At 60.5% G+C, this 18033-nt stretch carries 17 protein-coding genes; 9 read left to right on the forward strand and 8 right to left on the reverse strand.

The features are described from left to right. Nucleotides 1-198 precede the first annotated feature (198 nt). Nucleotides 199-399 (forward strand): hypothetical protein, encoded by a 201-nt coding sequence (locus NKI37_RS01600; RefSeq protein ID WP_023690200.1) that lies wholly within the window; start codon nucleotides 199-201, stop codon nucleotides 397-399. Nucleotides 400-482: 83 nt separating this feature from the next. On the opposite strand, the gene NKI37_RS01605 is transcribed toward NKI37_RS01600, so the two are convergent. Next, entirely contained in the window at nucleotides 483-671 is a 189-nt protein-coding gene (locus NKI37_RS01605; RefSeq protein WP_023684876.1) for a DUF3008 family protein, read from the reverse strand. Nucleotides 672-831: 160 nt separating this feature from the next. On the opposite strand from NKI37_RS01605, the gene NKI37_RS01610 reads away from it, so the two are divergent. Next, the gene (locus tag NKI37_RS01610; protein ID WP_023669110.1) at nucleotides 832-2214 is read left to right on the forward strand and encodes an RNB domain-containing ribonuclease; all 1383 of its coding nucleotides are present in this window, start codon (nucleotides 832-834) and stop codon (nucleotides 2212-2214) included. Nucleotides 2215-2297: 83 nt separating this feature from the next. Here the strand turns inward: NKI37_RS01610 and murI are convergent, their stop codons facing one another. From murI to NKI37_RS01625, 3 genes are all read right to left on the reverse strand, one after another. Beyond that, nucleotides 2298-3086 carry a glutamate racemase gene (murI, locus tag NKI37_RS01615; RefSeq protein WP_352535384.1) on the reverse strand — a complete coding sequence of 263 codons (789 nt, stop codon included), beginning with the start codon at nucleotides 3084-3086 and terminating at the stop codon, nucleotides 2298-2300. A gap of 146 nt (nucleotides 3087-3232) precedes the next feature. Next, complete coding sequence (locus tag NKI37_RS01620) at nucleotides 3233-3841, reverse strand: DUF805 domain-containing protein (protein WP_023669112.1); 609 nt, start codon at nucleotides 3839-3841, stop codon at nucleotides 3233-3235. An 81-nt stretch (nucleotides 3842-3922) separates the two neighbouring features. Next, a complete protein-coding gene (locus NKI37_RS01625) occupies nucleotides 3923-4762 on the reverse strand; it encodes an RNA methyltransferase (protein ID WP_352788273.1) in 840 nt (279 codons plus the stop codon). A gap of 1408 nt (nucleotides 4763-6170) precedes the next feature. Here NKI37_RS01625 and NKI37_RS01630 point away from each other — a divergent pair. The 4 genes from NKI37_RS01630 to NKI37_RS01645 all read left to right on the forward strand — a co-directional run bounded on the left by NKI37_RS01630 (nucleotide 6171) and on the right by NKI37_RS01645 (nucleotide 9773). Next, a complete protein-coding gene (locus NKI37_RS01630) occupies nucleotides 6171-7127 on the forward strand; it encodes a right-handed parallel beta-helix repeat-containing protein (protein WP_352765001.1) in 957 nt (318 codons plus the stop codon). 213 nt (nucleotides 7128-7340) lie between these two features. Next, a complete protein-coding gene (locus NKI37_RS01635) occupies nucleotides 7341-8552 on the forward strand; it encodes an NADP-dependent isocitrate dehydrogenase (RefSeq protein ID WP_023669114.1) in 1212 nt (403 codons plus the stop codon). 10 nt (nucleotides 8553-8562) lie between these two features. Continuing rightward, nucleotides 8563-9177, forward strand: a complete 615-nt coding sequence (locus NKI37_RS01640; RefSeq protein ID WP_023716002.1) for a glutathione S-transferase family protein — start codon at nucleotides 8563-8565, stop codon at nucleotides 9175-9177. A gap of 14 nt (nucleotides 9178-9191) precedes the next feature. Continuing rightward, complete coding sequence (locus tag NKI37_RS01645; protein ID WP_023716003.1) at nucleotides 9192-9773, forward strand: demethoxyubiquinone hydroxylase family protein; 582 nt, start codon at nucleotides 9192-9194, stop codon at nucleotides 9771-9773. A 117-nt stretch (nucleotides 9774-9890) separates the two neighbouring features. Here NKI37_RS01645 and alaS read toward each other — a convergent pair whose 3' ends face one another. The 3 genes from alaS to NKI37_RS01660 all read right to left on the reverse strand — a co-directional run bounded on the left by alaS (nucleotide 9891) and on the right by NKI37_RS01660 (nucleotide 14493). Then, nucleotides 9891-12557: an alanine--tRNA ligase gene (gene alaS / locus NKI37_RS01650; protein WP_352511283.1), complete on the reverse strand. Its 2667-nt coding sequence runs from the start codon at nucleotides 12555-12557 to the stop codon at nucleotides 9891-9893. A gap of 271 nt (nucleotides 12558-12828) precedes the next feature. Further along, on the reverse strand, nucleotides 12829-13932 hold the full coding sequence (gene recA / locus NKI37_RS01655; protein ID WP_023684868.1) for a recombinase RecA: 1104 nt from the start codon (nucleotides 13930-13932) through the stop codon (nucleotides 12829-12831). Between the two features lie 333 nt (nucleotides 13933-14265). Next, entirely contained in the window at nucleotides 14266-14493 is a 228-nt protein-coding gene (locus tag NKI37_RS01660; protein WP_352788271.1) for a hypothetical protein, read from the reverse strand. A 96-nt stretch (nucleotides 14494-14589) separates the two neighbouring features. Between NKI37_RS01660 and NKI37_RS01665 the strand changes: the two genes are divergently transcribed. Further along, nucleotides 14590-15456 carry a DUF6731 family protein gene (locus NKI37_RS01665; protein WP_352788268.1) on the forward strand — a complete coding sequence of 289 codons (867 nt, stop codon included), beginning with the start codon at nucleotides 14590-14592 and terminating at the stop codon, nucleotides 15454-15456. Then, nucleotides 15443-15931, forward strand: a complete 489-nt coding sequence (locus tag NKI37_RS01670; protein WP_352788266.1) for a hypothetical protein — start codon at nucleotides 15443-15445, stop codon at nucleotides 15929-15931. The genes NKI37_RS01665 and NKI37_RS01670 overlap by 14 nt, the downstream gene beginning before the upstream one ends. Nucleotides 15932-15992: 61 nt before the next feature. On the opposite strand, the gene NKI37_RS01675 is transcribed toward NKI37_RS01670, so the two are convergent. Beyond that, on the reverse strand, nucleotides 15993-16868 hold the full coding sequence (locus NKI37_RS01675; protein WP_352788264.1) for an IS1595 family transposase: 876 nt from the start codon (nucleotides 16866-16868) through the stop codon (nucleotides 15993-15995). A 186-nt stretch (nucleotides 16869-17054) separates the two neighbouring features. On the opposite strand from NKI37_RS01675, the gene NKI37_RS01680 reads away from it, so the two are divergent. Beyond that, nucleotides 17055-17999, forward strand: coding sequence for a carbohydrate kinase family protein (locus NKI37_RS01680; RefSeq protein ID WP_023684867.1), 945 nt, complete (start codon nucleotides 17055-17057; stop codon nucleotides 17997-17999). Nucleotides 18000-18033 lie beyond the last annotated feature (34 nt).

An 18033-nucleotide genomic window follows, 5' to 3' on the forward strand; every position in this document is an offset into this window, starting at 1 on the left:
AAAGAAACAACCGGGCATTGCGGCCCGGTGTTGGTGCGCTCGTTAAACGGAGATTTGAGCAGAGTCAAGCGCGTCGCTGGCGCTGGGCCCGGCAACCATATCACGTCTTTGGCGTTGAGTGCCGTGCCGGATGCGGCGGGAGGTTGTTGCGCCGACGGCATTTAGGAAGGGACTGGAGCCAAAGGAGCCCGAAGTCGCATGAAGAAGTTTTTCCTCTCGTTGGTCGGTGCAGCCGTCCTGGCCGGGACGATGTCGATCGCCGTGCCCGAGCCAGCGATGGCCAAGCATTGGCAGGGCCACAAGCATCGTCAGACCTGCCATGTCGTGGTGAAGAAGAAGGTCATCTGGCGGCATGGCCACAAGAAGGTCATCCGCTACAAGGTGAAGCGCTGCTGGTGACGTCAGGGGTTTCGGGCTTGGCCTGAACCGAAGAAGCCCGTGGTTTCGGCCACGGGCTTTGTTTATCGACTCGGTTCAAGGTTTCAGTCTGCCGATTTCTTCTCCGGCAGGCCTTTGCGCTTGGTCTCTGCGAATTCCTCGAGCTGTTTTTCGCTCATCGAATTGTACATCGACTTCGACGCGCCTTGAAGTTCGCTCTTCCTGGTCTCGCCGCGCTTGGCCGACAGGGCTGCTCCAGCGGCCTTTTGCTGTGCTTTTGAGGTTGCAGGCATATCGGCACCTCCTTTGCTGACAGAGGAAGAAACGTTGCGCTCCGGCGACGGTTCCAGCGCTGGCGGTCAACTTCCGTTCCGCGCTCATGCCTGCCCATGGTCGGCCAACTGCCGGCAAAACCACCTTCCCGTGCCCGCAACGCCGGTGTAGGACGGCGCCATGAAATCGTTGAACGATCCCTCGCAGGCACTCGCTACCGGCCTCGCGAAAATCCGCACCGAGTTCCATGTGCCGGAGGCATTTCCCCCTGATGTAATGGCCATGGCACAGACGGCGGCCAGGCGCGTGCCCGACCAGCATGCCGACCGCACGGCGATGCCCTTCGTGACGCTCGATCCCGCGGCTTCCACCGATCTTGACCAAGCGTTTTCGATCGAAGCGAGCGGTAGCGACCTTCTGTTGCACTATGCGATTGCCGACGTAGCCTGGTTCGTCGCGGACGGCGACGCGGTGGATCGCGAAGCCTGGGCGCGGGGCGAAACCCTGTATTTGCCGGACGGCAAGGCCGGGCTCTATCCCCGGGTGCTTGCCGAGGGCGCCGCGAGCTTGCTGCCCAGCGGTCCGCGTCCGGCTGTCATCTTCACGGTCCGGATCGTCGACGACGGAGCGGTAAGGCTGGATGGCGCGGAGCGGGCAATCATTCAAAGCCGCGCCAAGCTCGCCTATGACAGCGTGCAGGCCGCCGACGTCCCAGTCGGCTTCGCCGAAATCGCGCGACGCATGGCGGCGGCCGAAGACCGTCGCGGCGCTTCGCGCGTCGACCCGCCCGAGCAGGAGGTGGAACAGCTTGCCGATGGCACGTTCCAGCTTGCGTTCAGACCGCTGCTGCAATCCGAGCAAGACAACGCAGCACTTTCGCTGGCCGCCAACATGGCGATTGCCGACGCCATGCTGGCACACCGGACCGGCTTGTTCCGGGTGATGGCGCCGCCCGATGCTTCCAAAGTACAAAGACTGCGCAGCGCGGCACGGGCCTTAGGCCTGTCCTGGCCTCCTTCGACCAGCCTGTCCGACTATCAGCGAACCCTCGATCCGACCAACATGCACCAGGCAGCGCTGATGCTGGAAATCCGCCGCGCCGGCTCCGGTGCGTCCTACCAACCCTATGAAGAAGGCGTTGTCCCCTGGCACGAGGCGATGGCCGCGACCTATGCCCACGCCACCGCGCCCCTGAGGCGGCTGGCCGATCGCTATGTCGTGCGCTGCGTGCTGGCCATCGTCAACGGCCAGCCGGTGCCGCAAGCCGTTACCGAGGCGTTTTCCAGACTGCCGAAGGTGATGGGCCGCGCAGGCGCCCGCGCCTCGCAGATCAACCACGCGGCCATCGACCTTGCCGAGGCGGTGATGCTGAGGGGGCGCATGGGTGAAACATTCAAGGCCGTCGTCACCGACGTCGGTGATCAGCGTGTGCGCGTTCAGCTCTCGGACATGCCTGTCGTTGCGAATGTGAAGGCCTCTGGGTTCAGGCAGGGCGATGGCCTGACGCTAAGGCTTGTTTCGGCCGATCCGGATCGGCGCGTCATTGTCTTCGAGCCTGCCTAAAGCGCGTCGGCGACGCGCTTTAGTTTTTTCGTTTTGTGCATGTCCTTGTCCCAAAACCGCTGCGCACTTTTGGGCGACATGCATTAGCGCGCGCTCAATCCAAAACCCTGCATCAGCCGGCTGATGGCGAAGTCCGCCTTTCCCGAGGTAAAGACGGCGATGTCGGGCTCGCTTTGCGGCAATGGCCCGGCGACAGCCGGAAGCAGCGACAGAGCGCGCCGCGCAATCGCCTCGGCCGGGTCGATCCAGTCGACCGGCCAGGGCGCGGTCTTGCGCATGCGATTGGCCAGGAACGGATAGTGCGTGCAGGCGAGCACGACGATGTCCGTGCGCAAATCGTCATGCTGGACGAAACACGGTGCGATCTCGGCACGCACGGCCTCCTCGTCGACAAAGCCCTCGCGCATGTAGGCCTCGGCCAGTCCGGCGAGATTGTTGCTGCCGACCAGCCGCACATGGCATTTCTGCGCCCATTTGCCGATCAGGTCGCGCGTGTACTGGCGCTTCACCGTGCCCGGCGTCGCCAGCACCGAGACCAGCCCGGACCGGGTGCGCTCGGCCGCCGGCTTGATTGCCGGCACGGTGCCGACAAAGGGATGGCCAGGGAATTTTTCCCGCAACGCATCGATCACCAGCGTCGAAGCGGTATTGCAGGCGACGACCGAAATTTCCGGATCAAAACGGTCGAGCAGCTTGGCGAAGAGCTCGACTATATGGGCCTGCAGCGCCGGCTCTTCCCAGGCGCCGTAGGGAAAGGCCTTGTCATCGGCGACGTAGACGAAGCGCCGGTCAGGCATCAGCACGCGCGCTTCGCGCAGCACGGTCAATCCTCCAACGCCGGAATCGAACATCAGTATCGGACGGTGGCTCATTGATATCGGACCATGAAAGAGGCTGGATCAGAAGGCTTGGCGGTCATTGGCCAATGCCGTTCTATCTGCAACCATCATGGCCTTGAAGTGGCGAATGTTAGCAACTTCCATGCAAAGCCGGCGAAGACGACCTTGCCTCGGTTGTTCTAGAGCCCGCGCTTGCCGAACCCGGCGGGCCGCGGACGGCCCAGAGGCTGGGCGGACGGCACCGAGCGCGTGGCCGGTGTGGCGTTGCGCATGGAAGACTGTGCCGTGCTGCTGGCCGTCCGGCCGGATGCCGCAGGCATGGGCGTATCGCCATCGAAATCGAAAACCGATGTCAGTTCGTCGATATTGATGCCCGCCACCGGCTTAGCCACCAGAATCGTGCACCAAAGGCCAAAGATCGACAGCGCAAGCAGGTTCAAACCGCTGGACGTGCTTTCCGGATTGTTGAAATCGATGACCAGCAGCGTGCCTGCCTGCAGAAAGGCGTAGATGGCGCAGAACACGATGTAGGACCACAGGATCCAGGCTTTGCCGTTGGCGTCGCGGCTGCGTCGCCAGGCGATGTTGGCACGCATGACCACGGCCAGGAGGGAAACGACCAGAACCGCGCCTGCCATCCCTTGCCGCAATGGACCGGGCGCCGAGTTGACCAGCCCCTCAAAGCCGATCGTGCCAACGATGCACAGCACAGCTAGAACGGCCTCGAGCAGGGCTACGCCGAGCGAATAGAAGAAGAAGCGCATACGGCCGATTTTGGACGTGAACATTTGCCACCCCACCGTTTTGACAACAATGGATGAGAGGCAAATAAAATTCGGTTACTTCAGCCGTTCGAAGCTTAGCGATTTCTAATCTTCTTTGTCTGCCTGGCGTTTTCGCGCAGCGGCCGGCAAACGCCTTGGATCGTCTCCCGGCGAGCCGTCACCGCGCGGCATGGCCGGCGAAAACCGGTCGAGCGACGAGATGATGCCACGCAGCACTTTCAGTTCCGGCTCGGCGAAACCGGCGCGCGTCAAGACGGCGCGCAGATTGTCGACCATCTTGGGTTTCTTGGGCGCCGGGCGGAAATAACCGCGCGCTTCGAGCGCGCCTTCGAGATAGGCAAACAGGCCGTGCAACTCTTCCTTGCTCGCCGGCTTCATTTCAGGACTGGAGAAATTGGTCGCCGTCTCGTCCTCCAGGCCGGATTTCATCCATTCATAGGACATCAACAGCACGGCCTGGGCGATGTTGAGCGACGAAAAGCCGGGAACGACCGGGAAGGTGACGATCTCGTCGGCCAGCCCGACCTCGTCATTGTAGAGCCCAAAACGCTCGCGGCCGAACAAGATGCCGGTGCGCAGGCCGGCCATCTGACGCGCCCTGAGCGCCCTGCCCGCCTCGACCGGACCACGCACGGGTTTGAAGCCGTCGCGCTCGCGCGCCGTGGTGGCGAAGACGAAGTTGAGGTCGGCGACGGCGGACGCCAGGTCGCCGAACACTGTTACGGCATCGATGACATGGTCGGCGCGGCTGGCGGCGGCGCGCGCCTTCTCGCTCGGCCAGCCGTCACGCGGGTTGACCAGTCTCAGTTCGGCAAGGCCGAAATTGGCCATGGCGCGCGCGACCATGCCGATATTCTCGCCGAGCTGCGGCTCGACCAGGATGATCGCCGGCCCGGCGGCGCGCTGAAAGTCCGTTCCTGACATGTGGTCCAGATGGCTGCATTGTGAAGTCTCAGCGCGTCCTGCCATATCGATACGACTTTTTGAAGGGTTGTGGCGCGCGATCGACAAATACCCATGGGTCCACCCGCGGGTCTCGCTTGTTAAAAACCTGCGAGGCGTTTCCGATGACCTGACTGACCACACTCCCAAGGTGCGGGGGCTTTTTACGTCTCCAGCAGCGAAATGCTTAGATCCCGATTTAAGGAGGGGAATATGGAAAGGAAGGTCATCGGATCGCCGCTACCGAGATCGCCGCGCTGATATTGTTTCAGGCCGCGACAGGCGCGATCAGGCCGAACGTGGAACCGACCGCGAGCCAAACCGGTACCGGCACGAAGTTTGTCGCAAATACAGGTTTAGCCTGGGTACGCCGGATATAGGCGACGCAACATTTACGTCATTGACATCCGCACCGACGGCGGCGACGACCAACGGGTTCCAAATTTTCCACAGACCTGACGTAATCGGGTCCCGGTTATGACTATCCAAGCATCTACGCCCAATACCGCCACAGTGGCGGCCGCGGGGGAATGTTGGAGTCAGACGGTACTGACTGGAAGCGCCTAACCCACGGCGGGCAGGAAACGCTTGCCACCGATGCTGACTTCACCTGACCACGTTGACTAACGGCGAGCATCGCAAGCACACCGGAACGCTGACTGCCAACCGCATCGTTACGCTGTCAAACACCAATGCTTACCAAGCCCTCGCTTCCGCCTCACTCGTACTGGCGGTGGCGCTTTCACGCTGACGATTGCAGACAAAGCTTTGTCGGCAATCAGTGGGCCGAGGTAGAGTACGATGGCGCGGAATGGTATCTGGCCGCATTTGGATCGCCATAGGGAGAATAAACAATGCAATTGCCAAGACCGTAAGCATTGAGCGTCCGACAGGTCCGAAGCCGAGATGTGAAAATGTAAAGGGAAGCAGGTCGGAGTGATCTACGCTCCGGACCCTGACGAGGAATCTGGCATGGAACGGACTGCAAATCACGGGCGAAGGGGGCCCGAAAAACAGCTGATCCCTATCGTGACACCTATGTGCCACAAATTGGAGTGATCGGAATTAAATAACGAATCAAAACACGTGCAGGTGCGGGGTGCATCCGGCCCCCATTCAAATCGGTGCCCGATATCGCCAGCAACGGTGTTTATGCGCCGATATTACCTGTGATTGACGCTTTTATTTGCAACCGTGTGTCGCATCGCTGGAAAACCAATTTAGAAAGGTATAATATCCAAAAAGCTTGGGTTCAAAGTTGTATAGCAAATGGTAATTTGGCGGTGGGATTGCGTCCTGCATCCGACCACTATCTGTATGCGCCCCCAAGCGTGTTTAACAGGTTCACCAGCCGGCAAGGGCTCCCGGCTAATCTTTTTAGGAGGGGCAAATGAAGATGTTACGGTTCTTCTTTTCATTCGCAATATTGATTCTGGCGTCGGGCTTCCTGATTGCGCCAGCTTCCGCGCAAGCGACCAGGACTTGGGTTTCCGGTGTTGGCGACGACGCCAATCCCTGCAGCCGCACTGCGCCTTGCAAGACGTTTGCCGGCGCGATTTCCAAGACGGCGACAGGCGGCATCATAAATTGTATCGATCCCGGTGGATTCGGCACGGTGACGATAACCAAGTCGATGACGATTTCATGCAAGCATGTCGAAGGTTCCATCCTAGCTTCAGGCGTAACTGGCGTAATCATTAATGGTGCCGGTATTGATGTTGTGCTTCGCGGGCTCGATATTGACGGCAGCAATGGCGGTGTAAACGGGATTCGCTTCTTGCAAGGTGCATCTCTCATCGTTGAAGATTGCATAATACGTGATTTCACCGCCGCCGCGCCCGCCGGCAGCGGTAATGGCATTCTCGTCAACAACACCGCGCTTGTAACCGAGATTCATGTCAGCAACTCATATATTACGGGCAATAGCAGGAATGGCATCTCGATCGAACCCGGCGGGAGCGGGGGTGCTACTCTGATGGTCAAGAACAGCGTCCTGTCGAACAATCTCGTCGGATTGCTTGGCTCCACCGGCACAACGACGGGTTCCGTCGATATTAGTGTTACGGACACAGTCGTAGCTGGAGGCGGCGCCCATGGCTTCTCGGCATCTGCCGGATCCGGGGCACTACGGGTGATGTTGAACCGGGTCACGTCGGCAAACAACGGCGACAGCGGCATCCGTTCGGCAAATGCCAACTCTGTCGTCCGCGTTGGAAGCTCAGTCATAAGCGGCAACGGTACTGGTCTCAACACATTGGTCAGCGGCCAAATCCAATCTTACGGCAACAACCAAATTGACGGCAATGTATCGCCAGGCGTCGCGCCGACACCAGTCGCGTTGAAATAGCCGACAGGCAGTGTCGCGTGGAAAGTCCACGCGACACAGCACCGTTGGGTGACGATTGCGGCCCATCTCATCCGATTATAAATTGGCATATGATGTCTCTACGCAAACGCGTCGGTTTGCGCGGCCAAATAGGCTTTGATATACGCTCCGCATCCCCGGCCGAAGCCATGCGGGCAAGGCCGTTTAGTTCCCCAAAAGCGAGGCATTCTTTTCATGGCGAAGATCAAGGTGGCGAACCCGGTCGTCGAGCTCGACGGCGACGAGATGACCCGCATCATCTGGCAGTTCATCAAGGACAAGCTGATTCACCCTTATCTCGACCTGAAGCTCGAATATTACGACCTCGGCGTCGAGCACCGCGACGCCACCAACGACCAGGTGACCATCGATTCGGCCAATGCCATCAAGAAATGGGGCGTCGGTGTGAAATGCGCGACGATCACGCCCGACGAGCAGCGCGTCGAGGAATTCAAGCTGAAGAAGATGTGGAAGTCGCCCAACGGCACCATCCGTAACATTCTCGGCGGTACCATTTTCCGCGAACCGATCATCATGAAGAACGTGCCGCGTCTCGTGCCGGGATGGACCAAGCCGATCATCGTCGGCCGTCATGCCTTCGGCGACCAGTATCGCGCCACCGACTTCCGCTTCCCCGGCAAGGGCAAGCTGACCATCAAGTTCGTCGGCGAGGACGGCAAGGTGATCGAGCACGACGTGTACGACGCACCCGGCGCCGGTGTTGCCATGGCGATGTACAATCTCGACGACTCCATCCGCGAATTCGCCCGCGCCTCGCTGAATTACGGCCTGCTGCGCAATTATCCGGTTTATCTCTCGACCAAGAACACCATCCTCAAAGCCTATGATGGCCGCTTCAAGGACATTTTCCAGGAGGTCTACGAGGCTGAATTCGAGGCCGAGTTCAAGGCGAAGAAGCTGTGGTACGAGCACCGGCTGATCGACGACATGGTGGCCTCCGCCCTGAAATGGTCTGGCGGCTACGTCTGGGCCTGCAAGAATTATGACGGCGACGTCCAGTCCGACACGGTGGCGCAAGGTTTTGGCTCGCTTGGCCTGATGACCTCCGTGCTGATGACGCCGGACGGCAAGACGGTGGAAGCGGAGGCCGCGCACGGCACCGTGACGCGCCACTATCGCCAGCACCAGAAGGGCGAGGAAACCTCGACCAATTCGATCGCCTCGATCTTCGCCTGGACGCGCGGCCTCGCCCACCGCGCCAAGCTCGACGACAATGCCGAGTTGAAGCGATTTGCCGACACGCTGGAGAAGGTCTGCATCCAGACGGTTGAGAGCGGCTTCATGACCAAGGACCTGTCGCTCTTGATCGGTCCCGACCAACCATGGCTGTCGACCACCGGCTTCCTCGACAAGATCGACGAGAATTTGCAGAAGGCGATGGCGTAAGCCGGCAGCCATGGCCAAGCCGGTCGTCTACGGGGCGGACTACAGCGTATATGTGCGCATCGTCCGCCTCGTGCTGGCGGAAAAAGGCATCGACTACGACCTTGTGCCGGTCGATGTCTTTGCCGCCGAGGGCGCTCCCGCCTGGTACTTCGAGCATCACCCTTTCGGCCGCATTCCGGCCTTCGAGCATGACGGGTTTCGCCTGTTCGAAACCAGCGCAATCGCCCGCTATGTCGACGAGGCGTTCGACGGCCCGGCACTGCAGCCAAAAGACGCCCGCACCCGCGCAACGATGAACCAGATCATCGGCATGCTCGACGCCTATGCCTACAGATCGATGGTCTGGGACGTCGCCGTCGAGCGGCTTGAGAAGGAAGCGCCAGACGAGGCACTGGTCGCCAACGGGCTGCGCCAGGCGGAAACGGTGCTGCGGGTGCTCACCGCACTCAAGCCTCCCGGGCCGTGGCTGCTCGGCGACCAGCTGACGCTGGTCGACCTGCATGCGGCATCCATCATCGCCTATTTCGTCAAGGTCGCCGATGGGCAAAAGCTGCTTGCGGCGTTCGCCGACATCCAGGCCTGGTGGGAGGGCATCGCAAAACGTCCGAGCCTGGCGGCGGGCTGATATGGGTTCGGGCCATGGCTGACCCATCTCGCCAGGACGCGCTCACCGTCGCCAGAATTGTCAGGGTCAACCACGCCGGTGAGTTCGGTGCGATCAGGATCTATTCGGCGCAGATTCTTGTCGCCAGGCGCTTATGGCCGGATTGCGTGCCATCCTTGTCGGAGATGCTTGGGCACGAGCGCACGCATTGGGCTGCGTTCCGCGCCGCCATGCCGGCGCGGCGGTCGCGACCGTGCCGGGTAATGCAGTTCTGGAGCTGGGGTGGCTGGGTGCTGGGTTTTGTCACCGCCCTGCTCGGTCCGCAAGGCATCTGGGCCTGCACGGCGGCGGTTGAAGCGGCGGTGCATCGCCATCTGGACGATCAGCTGTTTTTCCTCGCCAATCGCGACCACGACTTGCACGGCATCATCCTGGCGATCCGCGAGGAAGAGCTCGCCCATCTCCATCACGCCGAAGAGCAGCTGAAATCGTCCGGCCCGGCGCTGAACTTTTTACGGTCGCTGATTTCGATCGCCACGGACGTGCTGATCTGGCTGTCCACCTGGGGCGATTCCAGCAGAATGACGCGCGCCCTGAAAGCGGCGAAAAAGAACTAGCTAGACGGACCGTCTAAGAGCTGATTGCCGGCTTGCCACTATCAGCCACAGAATGGCAAGCACGGCGGCGAAGGCCGGAAAGCCGCACACAAAACCAGATAAGGCATAGGGTGGCTTTCAGGCTGCCTCCAGCGCCGCCCTCACCGCGGCGATCGCATCATTGGCCTTCGAGGCGTCCGGGCCGCCGGCTTGCGCCATGTCGGGCCGTCCGCCACCGCCCTGCCCGCCCAATGCGGCCGAGGCAACGCGCACAAGATCGACAGCGCTGAAGCGGCCGACGAGATCGTCCGTCACGGCGACCACGACGCTTGCCTTGTTGTCTTCGCCCGCACCGACGAAGACGACGACGCCTGAGCCGAGCGAAGTCTTGCCGGCATCGGCCAGCGGCTTCAAATCCTTCGGCGACACGCCGGAAACCGCTTTGCCGAGGAAGCCGATACCGGCGACGGTTTCGGTGGTGGCCGGAGCATCGGCCGCGGCACCACCGCCCAGCGCGAGTTTCTTGCGCGCTTCGCTCAGCTCCTTCTCGAGCTTCTTGCGCTCCTCGAGCAGCGTCTCGACACGCGCCGGCACGTCGGCCGGCGAGATCTTCAGCACAGCCGCCGTCGCCTTCAGGCGCCTGTCCTGCTCGTCGAGATATTTTCGTGCGGCTTCGCCGGTCAGCGCCTCGATGCGGCGCACGCCGGCGGCGACTGCGCTGTCGGAGACGACACGGACCAGGCCGATATCGCCGGTCGCCCGGACATGGGTGCCGCCACAAAGTTCGACGGAATAGGGTCTATTGGCCTTGGCGCCATGCACGCCGGTGCCCATCGAGACGACACGCACCTCGTCGCCGTATTTTTCGCCGAACAGCGCCATGGCGCCTTCGGCGATGGCGTCGTCGACCGACATCAGCCGCGTCGTCACCGGGCTGTTCTGGACGACGATTTCGTTGGCCATGCGCTCGACCTCTTCGAGATCTTCGGCCGAGATCGGCTTGTTGTGCGAGATGTCGAAGCGCAGGCGCTCGGGCGCGACCAGCGATCCTTTCTGCGCGACATGGGTGCCCAGCACCTCGCGCAGCGCCTCATGGATCAGATGCGTTGCCGAATGGTTGGCACGCAGCCGGGTGCGGCGCGCATGGTCAACCTTCAGCTCGACGGCTGCACCTGGCTTGACCGTGCCGTTCGTCACCTTGCCCAGATGCACGAACAGGCCGTCGGCCTTTTTCTGCGTGTCGGAAACCTCGATCGAGAAACCTTCGCCGGAGATGATGCCGGTGTCGCCCATCTGGCCGCCCGACTCGCCATAGAACGGCGTCTGGTTGACGACCACCGCCACCACGTCGCCCTTGCCGGCGCTATCGACTGTCTTGCCGTCCTTGACCAGGGCCTGGATGAGGCCTTCCGCCTGTTCGGTCTCGTAGCCGAGGAATTCGGTGGCGCCGGCCTTCTCGCGTACAGAAAACCAGATGGTCTCGGTGGCCGCGTCGCCGGAGCCAGCCCAATGCTTGCGCGCTTCGGCCTTCTGCTGCTCCATCGCATGGGTGAAGCCGGCAAGGTCGACCGAGATGTTGCGCTGGCGCAGTGCGTCCTGCGTCAGATCGAGCGGGAAGCCGTACGTGTCATAGAGCTTGAACGCCGTCTCGCCATCCAGCATATCGCCGGCGTGCAGCGTATCCGTCGCCTCCGAGAGCAGGCCGAGGCCGCGCACCAGCGTCTTGCGGAACCTGGTCTCTTCGAGCTTCAGCGTCTCGGTAATCAGCTGTTCGCCGCGCAGCAGTTCGGGATAGGCCTGGCCCATCTCACGCACTAGCGCCGGCACCAGCTTCCACATCAACGGCTCCTTGGCGCCGAGCAACTGCGCATGGCGCATGGCGCGGCGCATGATGCGGCGCAGCACATAGCCGCGGCCTTCGTTCGACGGCAGCACGCCGTCGGCAACCAGGAAAGAGGACGAGCGCAGATGATCGGCAATGACGCGGAAGGAGGCAACCGTCTCCTTGTCGGGTCCCTGCCCGAGCGCCGACGAGGCCGCATCGATCAGATGACGGAACAGGTCGGTCTCGAAGACGCTCTCCACCCCTTGCAGGATGGAGGCCATGCGCTCCAGGCCCATGCCGGTGTCGATCGACGGCCGCGGCAGGTCGATGCGCTCATCCTTGGTGACCTGCTCATATTGCATGAACACCAGGTTCCAGAATTCAAGGAAGCGGTCGCCATCCTCCTCCGGGCTGCCGGGAGGGCCGCCCCAGATGTGCTCGCCACGGTCGATGAAGATTTCCGAGCACGGCCCGCACGGTCCGGTGTCGCCCATAGCCCAGAAATTGTCGGAGGTCGGGATGCGGATGATGCGGTCATCGGAGAAACCGGCGATCTTCTTCCAGAAGCCGGCCGCCTCGTCATCGGTGTGATAGACGGTGACCAGCAGCTTGTCCTTGTTCAGCCCGAACTCCTTGGTGATCAGGTTCCAGGCCAGTTCGATGGCGCGCTCCTTGAAATAGTCGCCGAAGGAGAAATTGCCGAGCATTTCGAAGAAGGTCAGATGGCGCGCGGTGTAGCCGACATTGTCGAGGTCGTTGTGCTTGCCGCCGGCGCGCACGCTTTTCTGCGCAGTGGTGGCGCGCGAATAGGACCGCTTCTCCAGGCCGGTGAAGACGTTCTTGAACTGCACCATGCCGGCATTGGTGAACATCAGCGTCGGGTCGTTGCGCGGCACCAGCGGGCTCGAGGCCACGACCTCGTGGCCCTCCTTGCGGAAATAGTCGAGGAATGTCGACCGGATCTCGTTCACGCCACTCATGAGTGCTGCCTTTTCGCGAAAACCGCCGGCACGGCCGGCGGACACTGGTCTCTGCTTTTTAGAAGATTGACTTGGCCTTTTAGCGGGCACGCCCCACCCTGTCCAGAAACACGGAATTGGGCCAATCCGGCAACTGCCAAGCCGGCTTCACGCTGCCCAAAAACGAAAACCGCCGGCGCGAAGGCCGGCGGTTTGAAACGCAATACTAAAGAACTCGGTTACTTAAGCATCGGATAATAGACTGGATTTATGGCCGAACTCTGGCCGTGCCCTACATGGCGCCGGATTCTTCCTCGAAGCCGTCGTCGCTTTCGCCGCGCTCGGGGCCACCATTTTCAAGAAATTTCTCGGCGATCAGCCCGGCATTCTGCCGCAGCGCAAGTTCGATCTCACGCGCCGTGTCCGGATTGTCGCGCAGGAACAGTTTGGCGTTTTCGCGACCTTGGCCGAGACGCTGCGAATTGTAGGAGAACCAGGCGCCGGACTTCTCGACCACGCCGGCCTTGACGCCGAGATCGACCAGTTCGCCGGTCTTGGAGACGCCCTCGCCATACATGATGTCGAACTCGACCACCTTGAAGGGCGGCGCCAGCTTGTTCTTGACCACCTTGACCCGGGTCTGGTTGCCGACGACCTCGTCGCGGTCCTTGACCGAGCCGATGCGGCGGATGTCGAGGCGCACCGAAGCGTAGAATTTCAGCGCGTTGCCGCCGGTCGTGGTTTCCGGCGAACCGAACATGACGCCGATCTTCATGCGGATCTGGTTGATGAAGATGACCATGGTGTTGGAGCGCGAGATCGAGGCGGTCAGCTTGCGCAGCGCCTGGCTCATCAGACGAGCCTGGAGACCGGGCAGCGAATCGCCCATCTCGCCCTCGATTTCAGCGCGCGGCGTCAGGGCGGCCACCGAATCGACCACCAGAACGTCGATGGCGCCGGAACGCACCAGCGTGTCGCAGATTTCCAGTGCCTGCTCGCCGGTGTCCGGCTGCGAGATCAAGAGGTTTTCCAGATCGACGCCGAGCTTGCGGGCATAGACCGGGTCGAGCGCATGCTCGGCATCGACGAAGGCGCAGATACCGCCCTTCTTCTGGGCTTCGGCAACTGTGTGCAGCGCCAGTGTCGTCTTGCCCGAGCTTTCCGGCCCGTAGATCTCGACAATGCGGCCGCGCGGCAGGCCACCGACGCCAAGCGCGATGTCGAGGCCAAGCGATCCGGTCGGCACGGTTTCAATCTCGACGACCTGCTCGTTGGCGCCCAGCCGCATGATCGAGCCCTTGCCGAAGGCGCGCTCGATTTGCGACAGCGCCGCGTCCAGAGCCTTTGATTTGTCCACCGCTTTGTCCTCTACAAGCCGCAAAGTATTCTGAGCCATGATACATCACCCCTTGGTCGTCAATGAAGGCCGGACAATCCGTAATCCCTGCCCTATTTGTACCTTTTTTGTTCTCGTTTGGCAAGAGGGGTCAAATATCTGAAAAGCAATCTTTATCCGGATTTGTTCTTTTTTTGTCTCATGGTTTCGTTTCCGGATGTATCCCCTTCGGGCATGTAAATTAAATGCTAGGAATTAACGCCTAGCCGGATTGGGGAGAATCATGTGAAAAGGCTCATGGCGAAGGATACGACATTTCACCACTGTGACGCGCGCCATATTATCGTGAGCGCCCACGAGCGCCACGGCTACAGGCACTACACGAAGGTGGCGTTAGCCGATCTTCCGAATGATCTCGCCAGTGCTGACGATCTCAAACGTGTCGGCATCCTTTCGATTCAGAAACCCGCCGGCATCCAATTCTAGGCGTTTGAAGCCATCCATTCTTATCCATTTGCCATTGACGTCGCGGTGTTCCTCGAACTCTTGAACCTCCGTAAAATTGTGGATTGTGCCGTCGTCGCCGCGAGCCTTGTGTCGCGCAATAATTCGTTCGCCCATAAATCCATTCTCCTCTCTTAGTTATACACATACTCTGAGTCGCCACTTTCCCCGAACCGTGCTTTGATGGCTCAGTCTTGGGATGGGGACTAAAAAATGGACAGGACTGTTGTTGCTCGATTCTATCAAGTTGAACCCCTAGAGGCTCGCGACAGAACGTTTTTCGATTGCCTACAAGCAATCTGGAGAAGCGCCGACAGGGATCAATGGACTGAGGTAGCAACCGAGATAAGAATTAGGCTCTTGCGCTACCAGGATGCTGCCGATAACGCCGATTTTGTTGAGGGCGAATTCATCCGGCAGCAGCGCGACAATATCCCGCCGATAGCTCCCGATATTGGCCCGCTTGAAGATCAGGATCGGCCATTAGGCCACCGTTGCGCGTTTCGCTATCATCCCCGATCGAATGTGCTGCTTTTGGAAAGTCGCCGGGAGGCGATAACGCCGGGACGAATTAATCTTCTGGTGAGCCAGAAAATTAGGCGGCACAAGGGGTTTCATATCTCCCCGTGCCTTACGCAGACAGCGCTTGAACGGTTGCGAGGCGGCACCCCAAGAGCAATTGAGTTCAGGGTAGCACGGCCTGCCGACATGGCGATTGTCGAGGGTGATCCGTTGGATATTGAGGGGAATCTTGGGCGATTGGCCAATGCTTTTGGTGGGCCGAACGTCGAGGTTCGCGTCTCATGGCCGCGAGGGGATCAAGATGGTACTTTATCCCGGCGGGGTGTTCAAAGAATGTTGCGTTGGTCAACAAACAACAGAGATCACGTCGAGAAGTTAAGAATAAAGATCCTCGAAGAAGAACAGCCAATTGACGTGCTGTCTGAACAGATTAAGGCAAGCAGAGAATTGGACCTGCCCCCAATCGCGGACGCTAACTTTGAAGTTCGCCGGTCATTTTTACGACAAACTTTTGATGCACACTTTAGAACAATCGAGCGGCTTTATGGAAATGGTTGATTTTGCTGGTATTTCTATTTCGAGGTGGAGCGCCACCTTCTTGTCGCATCGGCCGTTGGCCCTAGCGGCTGTGTTTTCCGTTGCCGGAACCATTGTGGCAACGTGGGCGTCTCGCGATAGCGATATTAATTCGCTGGCGATTTATTCCGGCATTTTTGACCTTCTGACTGTGTTTACGGGCTTTATCGCCACCTTTTTCGTGTTCGTTGGCGCTCGGCAGAACGAATTCTTGGCGAAAATTCAAAACACAATGACGTTCAAAGCCATGCTCAGGCTGTTGCGCTTTACTCTCGTATGGTCGGCTGCGATGATATTCGCATCCTACGTTCTGGTTATCATGCAGCCAAAGGACGTGGCCGCATGGTCAATAATGCAGGGCATTATCTGGTTCTGGTTCTATAACCTGGGACTTATCGTTGTGAATTTTGTAAGGTGCATTCGGCAATTCAATACGATCATCTCAGCGGGGAAATAACCTGTGGACCCCAGAAAACGTTTTGACCGCCTGCTAAAGGCGATGGCTACCAAGCCCGCCCTCACCGTTCCGGGCGCGGGAACGATTGCAGCAAGAGGTCAAGCATCAGGTGGGGTTCCTGACGAAGGTTCTGCCGGTACTCGAACTCCCAAAGGTAAGTCTGCAGCCACTTCTTCGAAACCGAAACGTAAGTCCCGGCCATCGAACGCCTGACGTGCGACCAGAAGGCTTCGATGTTGTTGGTGTGGACCTGACCGCGCACATACTCACCGGCGCTATGGTTCACGGTGCCGTGCATGTAGCCGTTTTCCGTTAATTCGCCATATGAAAGCAGCTCGTCTGTTGCGACGCGCGAACCCTGCTTAACCCACTTGAAAATGGCGGGCATGATGTGGCGAGCCTTGCGGCTTGGGATGACCTGAGTAACCACATCGCCGCCGCGCTCGATAGCGCCGAAGATAATGGCCTTGTCGTCTTCGCCGCGCTTGTCTACGCCGCCAAAGTACATCTCGTCGGCTTCAACGATGCCGCCATCCTTGCCGCCAAGAGGGTTGTCGCCATCGACATAACCCATGTACTGGCGAATGAGGTTGCACATGCGCCAAGCGGTCTTGTAGGTCACGCCGATGGTGCGCTGGACTTCCTTCGCGGATAAGCCGTTGCGGGACGCGCAGAACATGAACATGACGGTAAACCAGTCGCGCAATGACGTGCGCGTGGCTTCAAACGGTGTGCCTGCGGTCGGGTAGACCTGCGCACCGCAGAAGTCGCACTCATAGCAGCGGCGAGCCTTGACGCGATGGAACTTGGCAACGCGATGGCACTTGGCGCATTCGTGACGCTCGCCGTACCGTGTCACCATGAGGTGTTCAAGGCATGCGTCTTCGGTCGTGAAGCGCTCTTGGAACTGGCGGAGAGTAGGAAGTTTGTTGCTCATACCGAATTATATAGCATGAGCCCTTACATGTTTCAAGGGGATACATCCGTTCGTTTCCGGATGTATCCACCATTGGGCCAGGCGCTCCGGCGGTTTGGCTCCGCCCGAATCGCTGGCTTGCTTGCGAAGCTCCGTCGCACAGCCTAGCGCTTGTCTGGTTCGAATAACAAAGGTCATATCGCCTACATGGTGAAATCAGCAAAAATACTGGCGGTGGGCGGCGCCCATATCGACCGGCGCGGTCAGGTGTCCGGTGCTTACGTGCCGGCGGCGTCCAACCCCGGCACGATGCGCGAGGATGTCGGCGGCGGCGTCTTCAACGCGCTGCGCAGCCTCGTGCGGCGCGGCGTCTCGGCCTCGCTTTTGTCGGTGCGCGGCGGCGATGCCTCGGCCGAGACGGTTGCGCGCGCCATCACTGAGGCCGGCATTGCCGATCTGTCGGCGGTGTTCCTCGACCGCACCACGCCGAGCTACACGGCGCTGATCGATCGCGACGGCGAGCTGATCACCGGCTTTGCCGATATGGCGCTCTACGATTTGGCGTTCCCCAAGCAGATCCGCCGCTCCAAGGTGCGCGAGGTGGTCGCCGAGGCCGATGCGGTGCTCTGCGACGCCAATCTGCCATCAACGGCGCTGGAGCGGCTGGTGGGGCTCGCCGCCGGCAAGCCGGTGTTCGCCATCGCCATTTCGCCGGCCAAGGTGGTGCGGCTGATACCGGTGCTGAAGGAACTCGCGCAGGTCTTCATGAACCGGCGCGAGGCCATGGTGCTGGCCGGCGTCGATGCCAATGCCACCGAGCGCGAGACCGTCGACGGACTGCGCTGCAGCGGCCTCACCAGTGGCGTGGTGACGGCGGGCGACGGCCCGGTGCTGGGATTCGACGAAGCCGGCGCCTTCTCTATCCTGCCGCCGGCGCCGAGAAAAGTCGCCGACGTCACCGGCGCCGGCGACGCGCTGGCCGGCGCCACCATCGCTGCCCTGCTGCGCGGCCTGCCCCTGCGCCAGGCATTGCGCGAGGGCGTTGCCGCCGCCACGCTGGCCATTGAAAGCGCCGACGCGGTTCCGGCCTTCACGATTGCGACCTTCACCGAGGCACTGGCTCTTGTGCCCGACGCGCAGGAAATGGCATGAGGGCGGCCAATTGCCATTGCCGGAGCGCGACGTC

This window comes from Mesorhizobium sp. M0626, assembly GCF_040320665.1.
Taxonomy (GTDB): Bacteria; Pseudomonadota; Alphaproteobacteria; order Rhizobiales; family Rhizobiaceae; genus Mesorhizobium.

Coding starts and splice junctions, on each gene's coding strand:
- NKI37_RS01610 (WP_023669110.1), top strand. CDS start 832: ATGAAATCGTTGAACGATCCCTCGCAGGCACTCGCTACCGGCCTCGCG.
- NKI37_RS01665 (WP_352788268.1), top strand. CDS start 14,590: ATGGACAGGACTGTTGTTGCTCGATTCTATCAAGTTGAACCCCTAGAG.
- recA (WP_023684868.1), bottom strand. CDS start 13,932: ATGGCTCAGAATACTTTGCGGCTTGTAGAGGACAAAGCGGTGGACAAA.
- NKI37_RS01605 (WP_023684876.1), bottom strand. CDS start 671: ATGCCTGCAACCTCAAAAGCACAGCAAAAGGCCGCTGGAGCAGCCCTG.
- NKI37_RS01625 (WP_352788273.1), bottom strand. CDS start 4,762: ATGTCAGGAACGGACTTTCAGCGCGCCGCCGGGCCGGCGATCATCCTG.
- NKI37_RS01660 (WP_352788271.1), bottom strand. CDS start 14,493: ATGGGCGAACGAATTATTGCGCGACACAAGGCTCGCGGCGACGACGGC.
- NKI37_RS01620 (WP_023669112.1), bottom strand. CDS start 3,841: ATGTTCACGTCCAAAATCGGCCGTATGCGCTTCTTCTTCTATTCGCTC.
- NKI37_RS01635 (WP_023669114.1), top strand. CDS start 7,341: ATGGCGAAGATCAAGGTGGCGAACCCGGTCGTCGAGCTCGACGGCGAC.
- NKI37_RS01680 (WP_023684867.1), top strand. CDS start 17,055: ATGGTGAAATCAGCAAAAATACTGGCGGTGGGCGGCGCCCATATCGAC.
- NKI37_RS01600 (WP_023690200.1), top strand. CDS start 199: ATGAAGAAGTTTTTCCTCTCGTTGGTCGGTGCAGCCGTCCTGGCCGGG.
- NKI37_RS01670 (WP_352788266.1), top strand. CDS start 15,443: ATGGAAATGGTTGATTTTGCTGGTATTTCTATTTCGAGGTGGAGCGCC.
- NKI37_RS01630 (WP_352765001.1), top strand. CDS start 6,171: ATGAAGATGTTACGGTTCTTCTTTTCATTCGCAATATTGATTCTGGCG.
- NKI37_RS01645 (WP_023716003.1), top strand. CDS start 9,192: ATGGCTGACCCATCTCGCCAGGACGCGCTCACCGTCGCCAGAATTGTC.
- alaS (WP_352511283.1), bottom strand. CDS start 12,557: ATGAGTGGCGTGAACGAGATCCGGTCGACATTCCTCGACTATTTCCGC.
- murI (WP_352535384.1), bottom strand. CDS start 3,086: ATGAGCCACCGTCCGATACTGATGTTCGATTCCGGCGTTGGAGGATTG.
- NKI37_RS01675 (WP_352788264.1), bottom strand. CDS start 16,868: ATGAGCAACAAACTTCCTACTCTCCGCCAGTTCCAAGAGCGCTTCACG.
- NKI37_RS01640 (WP_023716002.1), top strand. CDS start 8,563: ATGGCCAAGCCGGTCGTCTACGGGGCGGACTACAGCGTATATGTGCGC.